Here is a 15,160-nt window from a genome sequence, read left to right as displayed (position 1 = left end):
ATCCTAGCCTCGCGCGTCCGCCAGCACCATTTCCGCGCCCTTTTCCGCGATCATCATGGTAGGTGCGTTGGTGTTGCCCGAAGTGATTGTGGGCATGACCGAGGCATCGACGACGCGCAGGGTCCCGATGCCGTTCACTCGCAGGCGTTCATCCACGACAGTGCCCATCGCGGCGGTGCCGACGGGGTGGAAGATGGTCGTGCCGATGTCCCCGGCCGCGCGGCGCAGGTCGTCTTCGGTCTTGAAACAGGCACCGGGCCGCACTTCCTCGGGATGAAAGCGAGCGAGCGCCGGTTGTGCCACAATTCCGCGTGCCTGCCGGATAGCTTGTGCCGCCACCCGGCGGTCCTCGTCGGTGGACAGGTAGTTCGGCCGGATGCCGGGCGCTATTGACGGGTCTGCCGTGGAGATGCGGCTGGTGCCGCGGCTTTCCGGCCGCAGGTTGCAGACGCTGGCGGTGAAGGCCGGGAAAGGATCGAGCGAGCCGCCGAAGGCCTCGAGGCTCAGCGGCTGAACGTGGTATTCGAGATTGGCAGTGGCGTAGCGCGCGTCGCTTTTGGTGAAGACGCCGAGTTGGCTGGGGGCCATGGCCATCGGCCCGCTGCGCTTCAGCACATATTCCAGCCCGATCAGCGCCTTGCCGAAAATGTTCGCGGCGCGCTGGTTGAGCGTCGACACGCCAGAGACGCGCCAGGCGCAGCGCAGTTGCAGGTGGTCCTGCAGGTTGGCGCCGACCTGCGGCGCATCGAGTACAGGCGTGATTCCAAGCGCCGATAAATGTGCCGCATCACCGATGCCGGAGCGTTCGAGGATAGCGGGTGAGCCGATCGCGCCTGCTGCCAGCAGCACTTCACCGCCGGAGAGCGCAACCTGCGGCGTGCCGCCGAGGCTGTAGGCAACGCCCACGGCGCGTCCTTGCTCGACGATGACCTTGTCTACCAGCGCGCCGGTGACGACTTTCAGGTTCGCGCGGCTGCGGACGGGCTTCAGGAAGGCGTCGGAGGCGCTCCAGCGCCAGCCTTTGCGCTGGGTAACCTGGAAGAAGCTGGCGCCCTCGTTGTCGCCGATGTTGAAATCGTCGATGGCGGGAATGCCGGCCTGCCCACAGGCATCTCGGAAGGCTTCGAGGATAGTCCAGCGCAGCCGCTGCTTCTCCACCCGGATCTCGCCGCCGCTGCCGTGGACGGGGCTGGCGCCGTCGTAATGGTCCTCGGCACGGGTGAAGTAGGGCAGCACGTCGTCCCAGCCCCAGCCCGGATTTCCGCTTTGCCGCCACCCGTCGTAGTCCGCTGCCTGCCCGCGCATGTAGATCATGCCGTTGATCGAGGAGCATCCGCCCAGCACGCGTCCGCGCGGGTATTTGAGCGCGCGGCCATTGAGGCCAGCTTCGGCCTCGGTTGACATGCACCAGTCGGTGCGCGGGTTGCCGATGCAGTACAGGTATCCCACCGGCACCTTGATCCAGACGTAATCGTCCTTCCCGCCTGCCTCCAGCAGCAGCACGCGGTTTTTAGGATCGGTGCTGAGCCGGTTTGCCAATACACAGCCGGCACTGCCGCCGCCAACGATGATGTAGTCGAAGTCTGCCATGGCCTATCGGGCTAGGCCGCCGGGAACCGGCAATCAAGTGGACGATTTGCCAGCGCGATTGCACGCACGGGCGATGCTGCAAGGATCGCCCTGCAAAGGCCTTGAAGGCCCTTGAGGCGCGCCCCAAGATCGCCACCGAACGACGGCGAGGAGAGGAGCGTCATGACGGTACCGGCCATCGGAAAAGTCGGCATCTGGTCTCTGGAATTGCGCTTCGGTGACAAGGGGCAGGCAAATGAGGCCGCCGCGGAACTGGATGACCTGGGCTATGGTGCCCTATGGATCCCCGGCGGTATCGATAACGGCGCGCCTGCCGATGTGCAGCGGCTGCTGGGAGTCACTCGCCGTACTACGATCGCTACCGGTAATCTGAACGTCTGGAAGCACGAGCCGGCTGAACTGGCAGCATGGTTTGCAGCGCTGGACGATTCGGAAAAAGCCCGCACGCTGCTCGGGCTCGGCGTCAGCCATGGCCCGATCATCGGGGAGCAGTGGGGCAAGCCCTTGTCCGTGATGCGAGGGTTCCTTGATGGTCTCGAGGCGGCCGGGATGCCTGGTGACAATCTGTGTCTGGCCGGGCTTGGCCCGAAGATGGTCGCGCTGGCTGGTGAGCGTACGGCAGGTGTTCATCCCTATCTGGTCACGCCTGAACACACGGCCCAAGCCCGTGCGATACTCGGGCCGGACAAATTGCTGGCGCCCGAGCAAGGCGTGATTCTCGAAGAGAATCCGGCGGGTGCGCGTGAACTGGCGCTCGGGGCGCTGGAACATTACCGGATGCTGCCCAATTACCGGAACAACTGGCTGCGGCTGGGATTCAGCGAGGGCGAGATCAATGCCTGTTCTGACCGGTTGATAGAGGCGCTGTTTGCCGTAGGCGGCGTGGAAAAGGCTGCGGCGCGAGTGCAGGCGCATCTCGATGCCGGTGCGGATCACGTCTGCCTGCAGGTGATCGGAGGTCCGCGCGGTGCCGGGTTCGATACCCTGCGCCCGCTGTGGCGCCGCCTCGCGGAAGTGCTGATCTGATGGGAGATCATTGCTCGGAACGCCGGATAGAGATCGATGCGCCACCCGAAGTCGTGTGGGATTTCATCGCCGATTTCGAGGGGTGGGCAGAGTGGAACCCGCTTTACGTCAAGACCACTGGCCGCGCCGAACCGGGCGAGCGCATCCATTTTGCAGTGAAACTGGAAGGGCTCAAGCCCAGCAAGGGGAGTGCCACGGTCACGGCCGCCAAGGCCCCTGAACTGCTCGAATATACGATGAGCAACGCAGGCGGCCTTCTGAAAGTGCGCCGCTACATCGCTGTTGAAGAGATCTCTCCGACCCGCTGCGCGGTCGTCAACGGTGAAAGCATGAGCGGGCCGTTAGCTGCGCTGGTCTGCCGCGCGGTCGGGCACAAGGTCACCAAGGGCCTCGAAGGCATGAACAAGGTACTGCGCCAAATTGCCGAGCTGAAGTGGATGGGGCGGCCTGACGAGTTCTAGACAAAAGTCCAAGTTTAGCCGTTTGTGACACTTTTATTAAGATTTTCGCAATCCATTGCACATACTTCTCGAAGGTGCAGGGGATGGCGGCTTTGCTGCCATCACAGATGAGAGCCGCCGATGCTCAGGGAGCAGGCAAGACCGTCGGGGGGGCGGTTGCCAGGCTCAGGGCGGGTCGCGAATTAGGGTCGCGTTCGGCACCCCGCCTTCGTCGGCGGCTCTTTTTCTCCGGCATTGCCGCGCGTATCAGCCGCCCAGAGCGTGTTCCACGGCCGTAACAGGCCCGCCATTGGCCGGTCGGTCCGATAGCGCCCGTTCGATCCAGATTGCCGACATGGCCAGAACGGCGAGAGCCAGGCTTACTGCCAGGACATAGCGCACGATATGCGGTGTGCTGCCACCGCGTGCTTCGTCGCCGTCGAGATGAACCTCATCACCAATACGCTGCATTGTGCTTCTCCCGTTGTACGGGGGAGCGGCCTTCGGGCCACAATTTGCACCCCGCCTTAGGCTGGAACGTTTATCGAGAGCATTGGTTCCGCGGGGGCAGCCGTCAGCCGGAATGACGTGAGGCTGTCCCCAGAAGGTCCAGTGTACGTTGGTCGCGCGAACCATTGCAGAAACCGTCGAGCGCTTGCCCGAACTGGCTGCCGGCCGAGTCTGTCGCGGCCTCGAACAGTGTCATCGAACTGCGGAACTTGAGCGCGTCCACCATGCCCAGAATGGTTTCGGCGCTGCGCTTGCCGCACCAGTCGAGCATGGCATCGGTGCATTCGGTCAGCCGGGCACTGAGCAGGGAATGCGCGAGATAGGCCCGCGCTTCCTCCAGCCCCGTGATCGCGTAGAATCGCGCGGTGGGGCTGTGACCGAGTCCCGCGATCTGCGGGAATACGAACCACATCCAGTGGCTGTGCTTGGCCCCGCCCCGAAGTTCGTCGAGCGCCTGCGCATAGATATCGCGCTGGGCGACGACGAAACGTTCGAGGCCGGAACGGCCATTCATGTCAGTCGCGCAGGAGTTCGTTGATCCCGGTCTTCGACCGGGTCTGCGCGTCTACGGTCTTCACGATCACGGCGCAGTAGAGCGAGGGGCCGGGGGTGCCGTCGGGCAGCGGCTTGCCGGGCAGCGAGCCAGGTACGACCACCGCGTAGGGCGGGACGCGGCCGATGTGGACTTCGCCGGTGGCACGATCGACGATCTTGGTCGAGGCACCGATGAACACGCCCATCGACAGCACGGCACCTTCACCCACGACGACGCCTTCGGCGACTTCGGAACGGGCGCCGATGAAGCAGTTGTCCTCGATGATGACCGGGCCGGCCTGGAGCGGCTCCAGAACGCCGCCAATGCCGACGCCGCCGGAGATGTGCACGTTCTTGCCGATCTGCGCGCAGGAACCGACGGTCGCCCAGGTATCGACCATCGTGCCTTCGCCGACATAGGCGCCGAGGTTCACGAAGCTGGGCATCAGGACCACGCCCTTGGCGATATAGGCGCTGCGGCGCGCGACCGCGCCCGGTACCACGCGAATGCCGGCTTCGCGGAACGCTGCATCATCCCAGCCTGCGAACTTGAGCGGAACCTTGTCGAATGCAGGGGCACCGGCCGAGCCATATTCCATCACGCCGTTGTCGTTGAGGCGGAAGCTCAGCAGCACGGCCTTCTTGAGCCACTGGTTGACGACCCACTCGCCGTCCACCTTCTCGGCGACGCGGGCCTTGCCCGAATCGAGCAACCCGAGCGCCTCGTCGACGATCTTGCGCACGTCCTCGCTGGCGGGCGTTACGGTGTCGCGTGCATCAAACGCGGCTTCGATGGCGGATTCGAGTCCGGACATTGCTGAAAGTCCCCTAGTGTGAGTCAGTTTCGTGCGGGGCGCCTATCGCGGGAATGCGCCGGGGACAAGGGAAAGGGACGATTCAGCCGCCCGGCTGCATCAGTTCGCGCACGAATCCGATCAGTCCGGTCTGGCGGGCACGGCGAAGGCGCTCGGCTTCGAGGATCTTCTTCACCTTCTCGAAGCAGGCCTGAATGTCGTCGTTGACCACGACGTAATCATAGCCGTCCCAGTGGCTGATTTCGGAGCGGGCGCGGTCCATGCGTCCGGCGATCACATCTGCGCTGTCGGTACCGCGTCCGGTCAGGCGGCGGCGCAGTTCGTCGATGCTGGGCGGCAGCAGGAACACGCGTACGACGTCACGCTCCAGCTTCTGGTAGAGTTGCTGGGTGCCCTGCCAGTCGATGTCGAAGAGGTAGTCCTGACCTTCCTTGAGCCCGGCTTTCACCTGAGCCTTGGGTGTGCCGTAGCAGTTGCCGAACACTTCGGCCCATTCGAGGAACTCTTCGTCCGCGACCATCCGGTCGAACTCGGCGCGGCTGACGAAATGATAGTCCTTGCCGTCGATTTCGCCCGGCCGGGGCGGGCGGGTGGTACACGAAACCGAGATGCAGATGTCCGGATCGTGTTCCAGCAGCATGCGCGACACCGTCGTCTTGCCGGCGCCCGATGGCGAAGACAGGATGAACATCAGGCCGCGCCGGGTGAGCGTGCCGGTCGATGCTGGCGACGGGGCGGATGAAGGGGCGGACTTGGGCATGGCGTTTCCGATGGCGGGGGGCGCCGATCAAATCAACCCGCAGTGTTTTACGGCATGTGGGTAAAAGAAGCCTCCATCCGTGGCGGATGGCTTATTCCGGGTCACCGGAATGGGCCATGTCCTCCAAAGTGGCTTCCCCTTCGCGCCGGGCTTCCTGAGCTTTGGTGCGATCATAAAGAGTCTTGGCGAGAAGGGCTCCCCCCACAACGATAGCGCCAGGGACCGAGCGCAGGGCAACTTGGGCAAGCGCTCCATGCAACAGTGATTCGCCCATGGTGCGCCCCTTGAGGATCCGTGCAGCTTTGCTCGGGGCATATTTGCGGCCGAGCAGGGCCCGTTCGATCGCCTGCCGCGCGAGAGCCGTGCCGCCGCGCAGGGCAATGTCGGCTATGGCGAGATTGGTGGCGATGTTGGGGCTGGGGCCATGCAGGTCGCTCGGCGCGACCTGTGGCTTAGCCTTGCGGCGCGATGGCGTTTTTGCCTCGGCGTCCTCCGATGGGACCTCTGCCGGAGGCTGCTGGCCGTTCACTTCTTCTTGCCGAAATCCACAGAGACGACGTTTGATCCGTCTTCACTAGGCGTCACGCGCGCAGCCAGATCGCGGTCCGTCTCGTCGTTGCCTGCATGGCTGGACAATTCGTCCTCGTTGTCACCAATGGCTTGAAACTGCAGGCCAAAATCGACCGCAGGATCGACGAAAGCAGTGATCGCCGAGAACGGCACGTTGAGCTTCGCCGGGATCTGGTTGAAGCTCAGGCCAACGGAGAAACCCTGATCGGAGACGATCAGATCCCAGAACTTGTTCTGAAGGACGATCGTCATATCGTCAGGAAAACGGGCCTTCAACTCCGCCGGAATGTCCACTCCGGGGGCGTTCGTCTTGAAGGTGATGTAGAAGTGGTGGTTGCCGGGAAGAGTGCCGTTCGAGGCTTCTACTTGCCCGAGCACACGCCCAACGACGGCGCGCAGCGCTTCCTGCACGATTTCGTCATAGGGGATCAGACTGTCTGGCGGCGTATCGTTCATCGCGCCCTACGTGCGCATGGTTCATCCTACGGTCAAGCCGTTACAATAGCGAATTTAGGCCCTTTTGCCGGTTTTACCAAGGAAATCTCTATGGCGCAGTTAACCAGACCGCGTGGCGAAGGCTGATCGAGCGCAATTGATTCCCGCACGCACAGGTCTATAGGCGCAAGCCATGCGCACCGCTTCGATCACTCGCAAGACTCATGAGACCGATATCGCCGTTGAAGTGAATCTCGACGGAACCGGGATTTATGATGTTTCGACCGGCATCGGATTTCTCGATCACATGATCGAGCAGTTCTCGCGCCATTCACTGATCGACATTACCTGCAAGATTGCGGGGGACCTGCACGTCGATCAACACCACACGACCGAGGACAGCGCTATCGCGATTGGCCAGGCTATCAGCCAGGCCCTGGGCGACAAGGCAGGGATCGGCCGCTATGGCGAAGCGCACTCGCCGATGGACGAGGCGCTATCGCGCGTGGTGCTCGATATCTCGGGGCGGCCCTATTTCGTGTGGAAGGCGGCCTTCACGCAGGAAAAGCTGGGCGAGTTCGACACCGAGCTGGTCGAGCACTGGTTTCACTCGATTTCGCAGGCGGTGGGCATCACCCTGCACATCGAGCAGCTTTACGGCACCAATAATCACCACATCTGCGAAGGCATCTTCAAGGGCTTCGCCCGCGCGATGCGCGCGGCGGTGGAACTGGATTCGCGCAAGGGCGGAGCTATCCCGTCGACCAAGGGCCAACTCGGAGGCTGACAGGCGATGGCGGAAGTCCTGGCCCTGATCGACTATGGCGCGGGCAACCTGCATTCGGTGGCCAATGCGCTGAAGGCGGCTGGCGCGCCGAACGTGGCGGTGACCGCCGATCCCGACGTGGTGCGCGCGGCGGACCGGATCGTTTTGCCTGGTGTTGGTGCCTTCAAGGCCTGCGCAAAGGGGCTTTGGGGCATTCCCGGCATGGTCGAGGCGATGACGGAGCGCGTCCATGTCGGCGGTGCGCCGTTCCTGGGCATTTGCGTGGGTATGCAGCTTCTGGCGACACGCGGGCTGGAATATGGCGTGACCAAAGGGCTCGACTGGATTGCGGGCGATGTCGCGCTGATCGAGCGCACTGATCTGGCGATCAAGATCCCGCACATGGGCTGGAACGACGTCGCGCTGGGCATCCACGATCCGGCCACTGGACTGATCGAGCCCGGCGAGGCCTATTTCCTGCACTCCTACCACTTCGCGCCCGCGGATGGCCGGACTGTCGCCGCGATGACCGATCACGGCGGCGGGCTGGTCGCGGCCGTGGCGAAGGACAATGTCGTGGGCGTTCAGTTCCACCCGGAAAAGAGCCAGGCCTATGGCCTGTCGCTGCTTTCCCGTTTCCTCGAATGGAAGCCTTGAACACATGATCGTATTTCCCGCCATCGACCTCAAGCAGGGGCAGGTCGTGCGCCTGGCCGAAGGCGATATGGCGCGTGCCACTGTCTATGGCGATAATCCGGCAGCGCAGGCCATGCTGTTCGCCGATGCGGGTTCGCAGTTCCTGCACGTCGTCGATCTCGACGGGTCATTCGCGGGCCGGGCCGAGAACCGTGAGGCCGTGGAGGCTATTCTGGAGGTCTTCTCCGGCCATGTGCAGCTCGGCGGCGGTATCCGCACGCGCGAAGCCGTGGCGGGCTGGTTCGACATTGGTGTGTCGCGCGTCGTCATGGGCTCGGCTGCGCTGAAGGATCCCGAGTTCGTCAAGGACATGGCGAAGGAATTTCCGGGCGGTATCGTCGTGGCCGTGGACGCGAAGGACGGCATGGTCGCGACCGAGGGGTGGGCTGACGTTTCGGACGTCGAAGTGGTCGATCTGGCGCGCCGGTTCGAGGACGCGGGCGTTGCCAGTCTGCTGTTTACCGACATCGGCCGCGACGGCCTGCTCAAGGGCGTCAACATTGATGCAACGGTGGACCTTGCGCGCCGTGTGGACATTCCGGTGATCGCCTCGGGTGGCGTGAAGGGGCTTGATGATATCCGCCTGCTGGCGCTTCACGCAAAGGATGGCATCGAAGGTGTGATCACGGGCCGTGCGCTGTATGAAGGCAAGCTGGACCTCTCCACCGCGATAGCGATGGCCGAGAAGGACTGAGATCATGACTGTCCGCGTCCGCGTCATTCCCTGTCTCGACGTTGCCAATGGCCGGGTGGTCAAGGGTGTCAATTTCGTCGATCTGAAGGATGCGGGCGATCCGGTCGAGCAGGCCCGCGCTTACGATGCAGCCGGTGCGGATGAACTGTGCTTTCTCGACATCACCGCTAGTCATGAGGCGCGCGGGACCTTGCTCGGCATTGTCCAGCGCACCGCAGAGGTCTGCTTCATGCCGCTGACTGTCGGCGGCGGGGTGCGCACGGCCGAGGATGCGCGTGCATTGTTGCTGGCCGGGGCGGACAAGGTCGCGGTCAATTCCGCCGCCGTCTCGCGTCCCGAAGTGGTTGCGGACATAGCCGAAAAGTTCGGCTCGCAGTGCATTGTCGCTTCGGTCGATGCGCGGCGCACGGCGCCTGGGCGGTGGGAAATCTTCACCCATGGCGGCCGAAAACCGACCGGCATCGACGCGTTGGAGCACGCCGTGACGCTGGCGGAATTGGGTGCGGGTGAACTGCTGGTCACGTCCATGGACGGAGATGGCACGCAGAATGGCTACGATCTCGAACTGACGCGCGCGATCGCCGATGCCGTTTCTGTGCCGGTGATCGCCTCGGGCGGTGTCGGGACGCTCGATCATCTGGTCGCAGGTGTGACAATGGGGCATGCCAGCGCGGTGCTTGCGGCGTCTATTTTCCATTTCGGCAAGCATTCGATCGCAGAGGCGCATGCGGCCCTGCGCGCGGCCGGACTGCCGGCCCGGGGGTGAGCGTCGGCAAGGCTCCGGCTGCAATGATCCTTGCCGCCTTTGCTCCGTAGCGGGACAGTGCCGTAACCGACCTTGCTGCAATGCACTGTCCGGCGGATGGGGGCGGGCAAGCCGTCAACGACTCATCGGAATCCCAGTGATATTCTTCAGGTATTTCCCGGCCGCGCTCCCGGCGCTTCTGACGGCCGCTCCGGCCGGTGCATCGGCTGGTACGCCGCTTCCAGAGCCCAGCGGCTTGTTTCTGCTCGGGTTGGGCGTGGCCGGTGTGATCGTTGGCCGCCAGCTTTCGTCGAGGAAGAACAGCGACTGACACCTGACGGCTTGACCGCGCGCGGCCTGCGCCGCATGGCAGGCGCATCATGAGCAGTCCCGATACTCTCGCCCGCCTAGAAGCCACGATTGCTGCCCGCCGGGCCGCCGATCCCGAATCGAGCTACGTGGCGAAGCTCAATGCCAAAGGCCCCCGCAAGATCGCGCAGAAGGTGGGGGAAGAGGCCACCGAGACCGTGATTGCGGCTCTCACGCAGGATCACGAGGCTCTCGTTGGCGAGGCGGCGGATCTGATCTTCCATCTCATGGTTCTGCTCAATGCAAAGGACGTTCCATTGGCGGACGTCCTGGCGGAACTTGACCGCCGCGAAGGTGTCTCGGGCATTGCCGAGAAAGCCTCCCGCCCGAAGGACTGACCCCGGAGAGACCGATGCCCATCGATCCCAAGCTGCCCTACGATGAGAACAACATCTTTGCGAAGATCCTGCGCGGTGAACTGCCTTGCAACAAGATCTATGAAGACGATCATGCGCTGGCCTTTCACGACATTCGTCCGCAGGCGCCCGTTCATGTCCTCGTGATTCCCAAGGGCGCCTATGTTTCCTGGGATGATTTTACGGCCAAGGCGCCCGACGGCGAGATCGCGGCTTTCATGCGCGCGGTGGGCAATGTGACCCGCCAGCTGGAACTCGATGGGCCCGGTTACCGCCTGATGGTCAACATGGGCGGGGCGGGGCATCAGGAAGTGCCGCACCTGCATGTGCACATCTTCGGCGGGCGCCAGTTCTTCCAGATGATCGCCGACTGAGCGTCCGCGAAACACCTTTCAACGGAAAAATCGCCGGGAAAACGCGCCAAGGCCGTTCGAGCGGGCCGCGGCGGCTTTGCAGCGCAGCGTAGCCTCGCTACACACCCCGCGAATGACGGCTGTTCCCCAACCCAGTTGCGGCGTGATCGATGGCGGCACGCACCGCTTCGCCTTGCGGGTGTTCTATGAGGATACCGATGCAGGCGGGGTGGTCTACCACGCCAACTATCTGCGCTGGTTCGAGCGCGCACGCTCTGATCTCGTCGAATTGCTCGGGATCGATCAGCGCGCCGCGCTGGAGGCAGGAGAGGGGCTCTACACCGTTGCCGAAGTGACGATCCGCTACCTTTCGCCTGCCCGGCTGGGGGACACGGTGCAGGTCGAGACCGTTGCCGAACAGGTGGGCCGGGTCAGTTGTACGCTCAGGCAGACGGCGCTGCGCGGTGATGTCAGGCTGGCCGAGGCGATTGTAAAGGTCGGGTTCATCGGCCCTGACGGACGACCGCGACGGCAGCCCGCCGCCTGGCAGGACGCCTTCGCTTCGCTTTTGAACACATGTTCCGAACCCCGCCCGGAAGGACAGGAATGACTCTCGATATGCTCGCTTCCACCCTGAGTTTCGCCGGCGTGCCTGGCAGGCTCAACCCGGTCAAGCTGTTCCTTGATGCCGACATCGTGGTGCAGGCGATCATGGTCGGGCTGATCCTCGCAAGCATCTGGGTCTGGACAATCATCATCACTTTCATGCTGCGCATAGGCAGTGTCTCGCGTCGTTGCGATGCCTACGAGGACGGCTTCTGGGAGGCCGAAAACTTCGAAACCTACCAGAAGGACAGACGCCGGGGTGATGTGCCGATGGGCAAGATCGCCGGTGCCGGTCTCGCCGAGTGGCGGCGCAACGCGACGATGCGCGGTGTCGATCACGAAGGCGCGCGCCAGCGTATCGCCATGGCCATGAACTCGTCGGTGGGTGAGGAAGCGGACCGGCTGGCCACCCGTCTCAACTTTCTGGCGACAGTCGGTTCGGTGGCGCCCTTCGTTGGCCTCTTCGGCACCGTCTGGGGCATCATGAACAGCTTTTTCCAGATCGGGCAGCAGCAGAATTCCTCGCTGGCGGTGGTGGCTCCGGGTATTTCCGAAGCGTTGTTCGCCACGGCTATCGGCCTGTTCGCCGCCATTCCCGCGGTGATTGCCTACAACCGCTTTTCGCACCGGGTAAACATGTTCGAGTCGCGGTTGCAGCGCTTTTCCGACAAGTTGCACGCTTCGTTGACCCGCCAGCTGGAGTCGCGTTGATGGCCATGGGCCTTCATTCGCGAGGCCGTGGCAAGCGCGGCGGACGCAGCCGGGCGCCGATGGCGGAAATCAACGTGACGCCGCTGGTTGACGTGATGCTGGTGCTGCTGATCATCTTCATGGTCACGGCGCCGCTGCTCAAGGCTGCTGTGCCCATCGAACTGCCGGAAACGCGGGCGAAGGCCATGAGCGAAGAAGCCGATCAGGTCACCATCACGATCCGCCGTGACGGGACGATTTTCTTCGAGGCTTCTGAACTAGCTCCCGGCGAGCTGCTCGAGCGCCTGGCTGCGGTCCCTCGCGGTGCCGATGGCAAGCTGCCCCTGGTGACGCTGCGCGCGGACAAGGCGCTCGATTACGGCCGGGTGATGGACGTGATGGGTGAGCTCAACCGGGCCGGATTTACCTCGATCTCGCTGGTGACGGACGTCAGCGGCGGTTCAGGCAGCTGAGGTAGGCTGCGGGAGATGGCCTCCACAGGATTGCACAAGGAAGAGGGCATCGGCCTCGCCGTCGCGATCGCGCTTCACGCGGCCGCGCTGGCAGCGTTGATGATCCGTCCGCCGATGCACGACATCGTCAAGCCGCCTGCGCGCATCGAAGTGACGATCAGCAATATCTACGGCAAGACGTCGATGTCGCCCGATCCGTTCAGTAAGGCTGCGCCGGACCGCGGGCCGGAACTGGGCGAACCGGCGCCTCCAGCCCCGCCTGAACCGGTTGCTGTGGCATCGCCGGACCCCGCGCCGCGTGCCGTCGAGGCTCCTCAGCCGAAACCGGTCCCCAGGCCCGCTCCGAAACCGGTAACGAAGGTGGCGGAGAAGCCCAGGCCGACCGCCAAGCCGAAGGCACCGCCGAAGAAGGCACCGACGCGCAAGTCCAGCGCGATTGACAATATCATCGCACGCCCGAGCCAAGCCAGTTCACCCTCTGCGAGCGTTGGCACCAGGACGCCGAAAAAGGCCGGCGCCAGTTCGTTCGCACAGGCGTTCAGCGACGGCGTGCCCGGCGCTGCGTCCGAATCCGGAAAGGGGATGCCTGCCGCCGAATTTGGTCCCAAGCAGGTGTCCGCACTGGGAGCGGCCATCAATCGCCAGTTGAAGCCCTATTGGCAGGCGCCGCAGGGCGCGGATGCCGAACTGCTTGTCACGCGCGTGCGTTTCAGGCTCAATCCCGACGGCAGCCTGTCCGGCGAGCCGCAGGTTCTCGGTACGACTGGGCAGACGGCTGCGAACAGTGCGCAGGTGCAGCGGCATCAGGAACAGGCCGTTCGGGCGGTCAAACTGGCAGCACCTTTCGATCTGCCCAGGGATTTCTATGATCACTGGAAGGTCGTGACGACCAACTTTGACAGAAGGCTCTCGCAATGAAGACATTCCATCACCTTGCGGCCGGATTGTTGCTGGCCGTGTCGAGTGCCGCGCTGGCGCAGAATGCCGGGCCGGCTCCTGAGCCAGTGCCAACGGCCTCTGAGGGCCTTGAAGTTACTGTTTCTGACGACAGCGAATGGCAGGATCTGGGCATTGCCATCACGGTCTTCGCTACCGATGCCGATGTTCCTACCCGTACCAATGCGGGCTCGACCACCGCGCTGGGGCGTGCGCTGTCGAGCGTGGTCGCGGCGGATCTCAAGGACAATGGCTTGTTCAAGCCGTCCGGCCCGGCGGGACTGCCGCAGCCGTCAATGAACGAGATACAGGCGCCCAACTACCCGATCTGGTCGATGCGCAGCACCGACATGCTGGTGCAGGGCTATGTGCATGCCAATCCGGACGGCAACCTCACTGTGGGCTGTTATCTCTATGACGTGGCACTGAAGCAGCAGCTGGCCAAGGCGGGGTGGAAGGTCGGCCCGGCGGACTGGCGTCGCGCCGCGCACAAGTGCGCCGACATGGTCTATTCGCGCCTTTCGGGTGAAAGCCCCTTCTTCGATTCCCGAATCGCCTACATCGCCGAGACCGGCCCGAAGAGCCATCGCATGAAGCGGCTGGCGGTGATGGATTCAGACGGCGCCAACATGCGCTATCTGACCAGCGGGCAGGCCACGGCGCTGACCCCGCGCTATTCGCCGGACTACAGCAAGATCATGTACCTGTCGTACCTGAATGGCGAACCCAGCATCTACATCTACGACCTGAAGACCGATACCCAGCGGTTGCTGGTGCGGACCAGCAACCCCACGATGGCGCCGCGCTGGTCGCCCGACGGCAAGTGGGTGCTCTATTCGATGGCGATCGCGGGTAACACCGACATCTACAAGATCCCCAGCAGCGGCGGCCAGACGGTCAAGCTGACCGACAGCCCGGGCATCGACATCGGTGGCAGTTTCTCTCCCGATGGCAGCCGCATCGTGTTCGAGAGCGACCGTTCGGGCAGCCAGCAGGTCTATGTGATGAACGTGGACGGTACCGGACAGCGCCGCATCAGCTTCTTTGGCGGCCGCTCGGCAACGCCGGAATGGAGCCCGCGCGGCGATCAGATTGCCTTCACGCATATCGCCGGCAATCTGCGCGTCGCGGTGATGACGCCGGACGGGCGCGGCATGCGCTATCTCACCAATTCCTGGCAGGACGAGGCGCCGACCTGGTCGCCGAACGGGCGTATCGTGCAGTTCTTCCGTACCGAGAGGAACTCCGGCGTGACCTCGATCTGGCAAGTTGATCTGACGGGGCGCAACGAGCGCAAGCTGCCCACGCCAGTGGGGGCTTCCGACCCCGCATGGGGACCGATCCGGCCCTGACCGAATTCTCGAGACGTACCCGTCGTTCCGATTGACACGGTCGACGATTGAACGGAACTTCAGCCCTTGCCGGCCATTGTTCAAGGTCGTGCACCATAGGAGATTGCCCCATGCCTTCTTCCCTCACGATGTCCCGATACACCAAGAGTGGCGCGACAATGCTCCTTCTGGCAGGGGCGCTTGCAGTGTCCGCCTGCAAGACCACGGCCCCCAAGGAACTGCCGCCCGAACCCGGCCCGGCAACCACGACGACCACGCCCAGCCAGCCGATTGGCCCTGTTCCGGGCAGCCAGGCCGATTTCGTGGCGAAGATGATGGGAGCGGACACCATCTATTTCGACACCGACAAATATGACATCGACTCGATGGATCAGGCCGCACTGACCCGGCAGGCGCAGTGGCTGATGCAGTATCCGGGCAAGCGTGCCTCGATCGAAGGCCATT

At 63.6% G+C, this 15,160-nt stretch carries 21 protein-coding genes and 1 pseudogene; 15 read left to right on the top strand and 7 right to left on the bottom strand.

The features are described 5' to 3' along the window. Positions 1-3 precede the first annotated feature (3 nt). The gene (locus MTR64_RS14285) at positions 4-1,590 is read right to left on the bottom strand and encodes a GMC family oxidoreductase (RefSeq protein ID WP_243994786.1); all 1,587 of its coding nucleotides are present in this window, start codon (positions 1,588-1,590) and stop codon (positions 4-6) included. A 162-nt stretch (positions 1,591-1,752) separates the two neighbouring features. Here MTR64_RS14285 and MTR64_RS14280 point away from each other — a divergent pair, with 162 nt between their 5' ends. Together MTR64_RS14280 and MTR64_RS14275 are read left to right on the top strand one after the other, a co-directional pair. Beyond that, complete coding sequence (locus tag MTR64_RS14280; RefSeq protein WP_243994784.1) at positions 1,753-2,616, top strand: TIGR03620 family F420-dependent LLM class oxidoreductase; 864 nt, start codon at positions 1,753-1,755, stop codon at positions 2,614-2,616. After that, the gene (locus MTR64_RS14275; RefSeq protein WP_243994782.1) at positions 2,616-3,077 is read left to right on the top strand and encodes an SRPBCC domain-containing protein; all 462 of its coding nucleotides are present in this window, start codon (positions 2,616-2,618) and stop codon (positions 3,075-3,077) included. Before MTR64_RS14280 ends, MTR64_RS14275 begins: the two co-directional genes overlap by 1 nt. Positions 3,078-3,323: 246 nt before the next feature. Here the strand turns inward: MTR64_RS14275 and MTR64_RS14270 are convergent, their stop codons facing one another. The 6 genes from MTR64_RS14270 to MTR64_RS14245 form a co-directional block, all read right to left on the bottom strand. Next, positions 3,324-3,527 carry a hypothetical protein gene (locus MTR64_RS14270; RefSeq protein WP_243994780.1) on the bottom strand — a complete coding sequence of 68 codons (204 nt, stop codon included), beginning with the start codon at positions 3,525-3,527 and terminating at the stop codon, positions 3,324-3,326. A 103-nt stretch (positions 3,528-3,630) separates the two neighbouring features. Continuing rightward, positions 3,631-4,080, bottom strand: a complete 450-nt coding sequence (locus MTR64_RS14265; RefSeq protein WP_243994778.1) for a DUF1810 domain-containing protein — start codon at positions 4,078-4,080, stop codon at positions 3,631-3,633. A 1-nt stretch (position 4,081) separates the two neighbouring features. Further along, a complete protein-coding gene (gene dapD, locus MTR64_RS14260) occupies positions 4,082-4,915 on the bottom strand; it encodes a 2,3,4,5-tetrahydropyridine-2,6-dicarboxylate N-succinyltransferase (RefSeq protein WP_243994775.1) in 834 nt (277 codons plus the stop codon). 82 nt (positions 4,916-4,997) lie between these two features. Beyond that, on the bottom strand, positions 4,998-5,675 hold the full coding sequence (gmk, locus tag MTR64_RS14255; RefSeq protein ID WP_243994773.1) for a guanylate kinase: 678 nt from the start codon (positions 5,673-5,675) through the stop codon (positions 4,998-5,000). A 91-nt stretch (positions 5,676-5,766) separates the two neighbouring features. Then, on the bottom strand, positions 5,767-6,204 hold the full coding sequence (locus tag MTR64_RS14250; RefSeq protein WP_243994771.1) for a hypothetical protein: 438 nt from the start codon (positions 6,202-6,204) through the stop codon (positions 5,767-5,769). Then, the gene (locus MTR64_RS14245) at positions 6,201-6,701 is read right to left on the bottom strand and encodes an SspB family protein (protein ID WP_243994768.1); all 501 of its coding nucleotides are present in this window, start codon (positions 6,699-6,701) and stop codon (positions 6,201-6,203) included. Before MTR64_RS14245 ends, MTR64_RS14250 begins: the two co-directional genes overlap by 4 nt. Before the next feature lie 172 nt (positions 6,702-6,873). On the opposite strand from MTR64_RS14245, the gene hisB reads away from it, so the two are divergent. From hisB to MTR64_RS14180, 13 genes and pseudogenes are all read left to right on the top strand, one after another. Then, positions 6,874-7,467, top strand: a complete 594-nt coding sequence (gene hisB / locus MTR64_RS14240; protein WP_243994766.1) for an imidazoleglycerol-phosphate dehydratase HisB — start codon at positions 6,874-6,876, stop codon at positions 7,465-7,467. Positions 7,468-7,473: 6 nt separating this feature from the next. After that, positions 7,474-8,103: an imidazole glycerol phosphate synthase subunit HisH gene (hisH, locus tag MTR64_RS14235; RefSeq protein WP_243994763.1), complete on the top strand. Its 630-nt coding sequence runs from the start codon at positions 7,474-7,476 to the stop codon at positions 8,101-8,103. Between the two features lie 4 nt (positions 8,104-8,107). Continuing rightward, positions 8,108-8,836, top strand: a complete 729-nt coding sequence (gene hisA, locus MTR64_RS14230; protein WP_243994762.1) for a 1-(5-phosphoribosyl)-5-[(5-phosphoribosylamino)methylideneamino]imidazole-4-carboxamide isomerase — start codon at positions 8,108-8,110, stop codon at positions 8,834-8,836. 4 nt (positions 8,837-8,840) lie between these two features. Next, positions 8,841-9,602, top strand: coding sequence for an imidazole glycerol phosphate synthase subunit HisF (gene hisF / locus MTR64_RS14225; RefSeq protein ID WP_243994760.1), 762 nt, complete (start codon positions 8,841-8,843; stop codon positions 9,600-9,602). Further along, positions 9,499-9,912 (top strand): PEP-CTERM sorting domain-containing protein, encoded by a 414-nt coding sequence (locus MTR64_RS14220; protein ID WP_327194277.1) that lies wholly within the window; start codon positions 9,499-9,501, stop codon positions 9,910-9,912. Before hisF ends, MTR64_RS14220 begins: the two co-directional genes overlap by 104 nt. Before the next feature lie 49 nt (positions 9,913-9,961). Next, the gene (locus MTR64_RS14215) at positions 9,962-10,288 is read left to right on the top strand and encodes a phosphoribosyl-ATP diphosphatase (protein WP_243994756.1); all 327 of its coding nucleotides are present in this window, start codon (positions 9,962-9,964) and stop codon (positions 10,286-10,288) included. Between the two features lie 14 nt (positions 10,289-10,302). After that, complete coding sequence (locus tag MTR64_RS14210) at positions 10,303-10,680, top strand: histidine triad nucleotide-binding protein (RefSeq protein ID WP_243994754.1); 378 nt, start codon at positions 10,303-10,305, stop codon at positions 10,678-10,680. Positions 10,681-10,792: 112 nt separating this feature from the next. After that, positions 10,793-11,269, top strand: a complete 477-nt coding sequence (locus MTR64_RS14205; RefSeq protein ID WP_243994753.1) for a YbgC/FadM family acyl-CoA thioesterase — start codon at positions 10,793-10,795, stop codon at positions 11,267-11,269. Then, a complete protein-coding gene (gene tolQ, locus MTR64_RS14200; protein WP_243994751.1) occupies positions 11,266-11,976 on the top strand; it encodes a protein TolQ in 711 nt (236 codons plus the stop codon). The genes MTR64_RS14205 and tolQ overlap by 4 nt, the downstream gene beginning before the upstream one ends. Continuing rightward, the gene (locus MTR64_RS14195) at positions 11,976-12,428 is read left to right on the top strand and encodes an ExbD/TolR family protein (protein WP_243994749.1); all 453 of its coding nucleotides are present in this window, start codon (positions 11,976-11,978) and stop codon (positions 12,426-12,428) included. The genes tolQ and MTR64_RS14195 overlap by 1 nt, the downstream gene beginning before the upstream one ends. Before the next feature lie 15 nt (positions 12,429-12,443). Further along, the gene (locus MTR64_RS14190; protein ID WP_243994747.1) at positions 12,444-13,346 is read left to right on the top strand and encodes a hypothetical protein; all 903 of its coding nucleotides are present in this window, start codon (positions 12,444-12,446) and stop codon (positions 13,344-13,346) included. After that, positions 13,343-14,716 (top strand): Tol-Pal system beta propeller repeat protein TolB, encoded by a 1,374-nt coding sequence (tolB, locus tag MTR64_RS14185; protein WP_243994745.1) that lies wholly within the window; start codon positions 13,343-13,345, stop codon positions 14,714-14,716. The genes MTR64_RS14190 and tolB overlap by 4 nt, the downstream gene beginning before the upstream one ends. A gap of 110 nt (positions 14,717-14,826) precedes the next feature. Then, positions 14,827-15,160 (top strand): annotated as a pseudogene (locus MTR64_RS14180) (peptidoglycan-associated lipoprotein); the annotation flags it as partial.

It is taken from the genome of Novosphingobium album (ex Hu et al. 2023) (assembly GCF_022832385.1).
GTDB classification, from domain to species: domain Bacteria; phylum Pseudomonadota; class Alphaproteobacteria; order Sphingomonadales; family Sphingomonadaceae; genus Novosphingobium; species Novosphingobium album.
The sequence above is the reverse complement of the archived record's forward strand: the minus strand, read 5'-3'. Positions and strand labels throughout refer to the sequence as shown.

Bases quoted from the DNA above. Each gene is read 5' to 3' on its own strand.
- tolB (WP_243994745.1), top strand. From the start codon at position 13,343: ATGAAGACATTCCATCACCTTGCGGCCGGATTGTTGCTGGCCGTGTCG.
- hisF (WP_243994760.1), top strand. From the start codon at position 8,841: ATGACTGTCCGCGTCCGCGTCATTCCCTGTCTCGACGTTGCCAATGGC.
- MTR64_RS14195 (WP_243994749.1), top strand. From the start codon at position 11,976: ATGGCCATGGGCCTTCATTCGCGAGGCCGTGGCAAGCGCGGCGGACGC.
- MTR64_RS14245 (WP_243994768.1), bottom strand. From the start codon at position 6,701: ATGAACGATACGCCGCCAGACAGTCTGATCCCCTATGACGAAATCGTG.
- dapD (WP_243994775.1), bottom strand. From the start codon at position 4,915: ATGTCCGGACTCGAATCCGCCATCGAAGCCGCGTTTGATGCACGCGAC.
- hisA (WP_243994762.1), top strand. From the start codon at position 8,108: ATGATCGTATTTCCCGCCATCGACCTCAAGCAGGGGCAGGTCGTGCGC.
- MTR64_RS14215 (WP_243994756.1), top strand. From the start codon at position 9,962: ATGAGCAGTCCCGATACTCTCGCCCGCCTAGAAGCCACGATTGCTGCC.
- MTR64_RS14285 (WP_243994786.1), bottom strand. From the start codon at position 1,590: ATGGCAGACTTCGACTACATCATCGTTGGCGGCGGCAGTGCCGGCTGT.
- tolQ (WP_243994751.1), top strand. From the start codon at position 11,266: ATGACTCTCGATATGCTCGCTTCCACCCTGAGTTTCGCCGGCGTGCCT.
- MTR64_RS14210 (WP_243994754.1), top strand. From the start codon at position 10,303: ATGCCCATCGATCCCAAGCTGCCCTACGATGAGAACAACATCTTTGCG.
- hisB (WP_243994766.1), top strand. From the start codon at position 6,874: ATGCGCACCGCTTCGATCACTCGCAAGACTCATGAGACCGATATCGCC.
- hisH (WP_243994763.1), top strand. From the start codon at position 7,474: ATGGCGGAAGTCCTGGCCCTGATCGACTATGGCGCGGGCAACCTGCAT.
- MTR64_RS14275 (WP_243994782.1), top strand. From the start codon at position 2,616: ATGGGAGATCATTGCTCGGAACGCCGGATAGAGATCGATGCGCCACCC.
- MTR64_RS14270 (WP_243994780.1), bottom strand. From the start codon at position 3,527: ATGCAGCGTATTGGTGATGAGGTTCATCTCGACGGCGACGAAGCACGC.
- MTR64_RS14280 (WP_243994784.1), top strand. From the start codon at position 1,753: ATGACGGTACCGGCCATCGGAAAAGTCGGCATCTGGTCTCTGGAATTG.
- MTR64_RS14265 (WP_243994778.1), bottom strand. From the start codon at position 4,080: ATGAATGGCCGTTCCGGCCTCGAACGTTTCGTCGTCGCCCAGCGCGAT.
- gmk (WP_243994773.1), bottom strand. From the start codon at position 5,675: ATGCCCAAGTCCGCCCCTTCATCCGCCCCGTCGCCAGCATCGACCGGC.
- MTR64_RS14220 (WP_327194277.1), top strand. From the start codon at position 9,499: ATGCCAGCGCGGTGCTTGCGGCGTCTATTTTCCATTTCGGCAAGCATT.
- MTR64_RS14205 (WP_243994753.1), top strand. From the start codon at position 10,793: ATGACGGCTGTTCCCCAACCCAGTTGCGGCGTGATCGATGGCGGCACG.
- MTR64_RS14190 (WP_243994747.1), top strand. From the start codon at position 12,444: ATGGCCTCCACAGGATTGCACAAGGAAGAGGGCATCGGCCTCGCCGTC.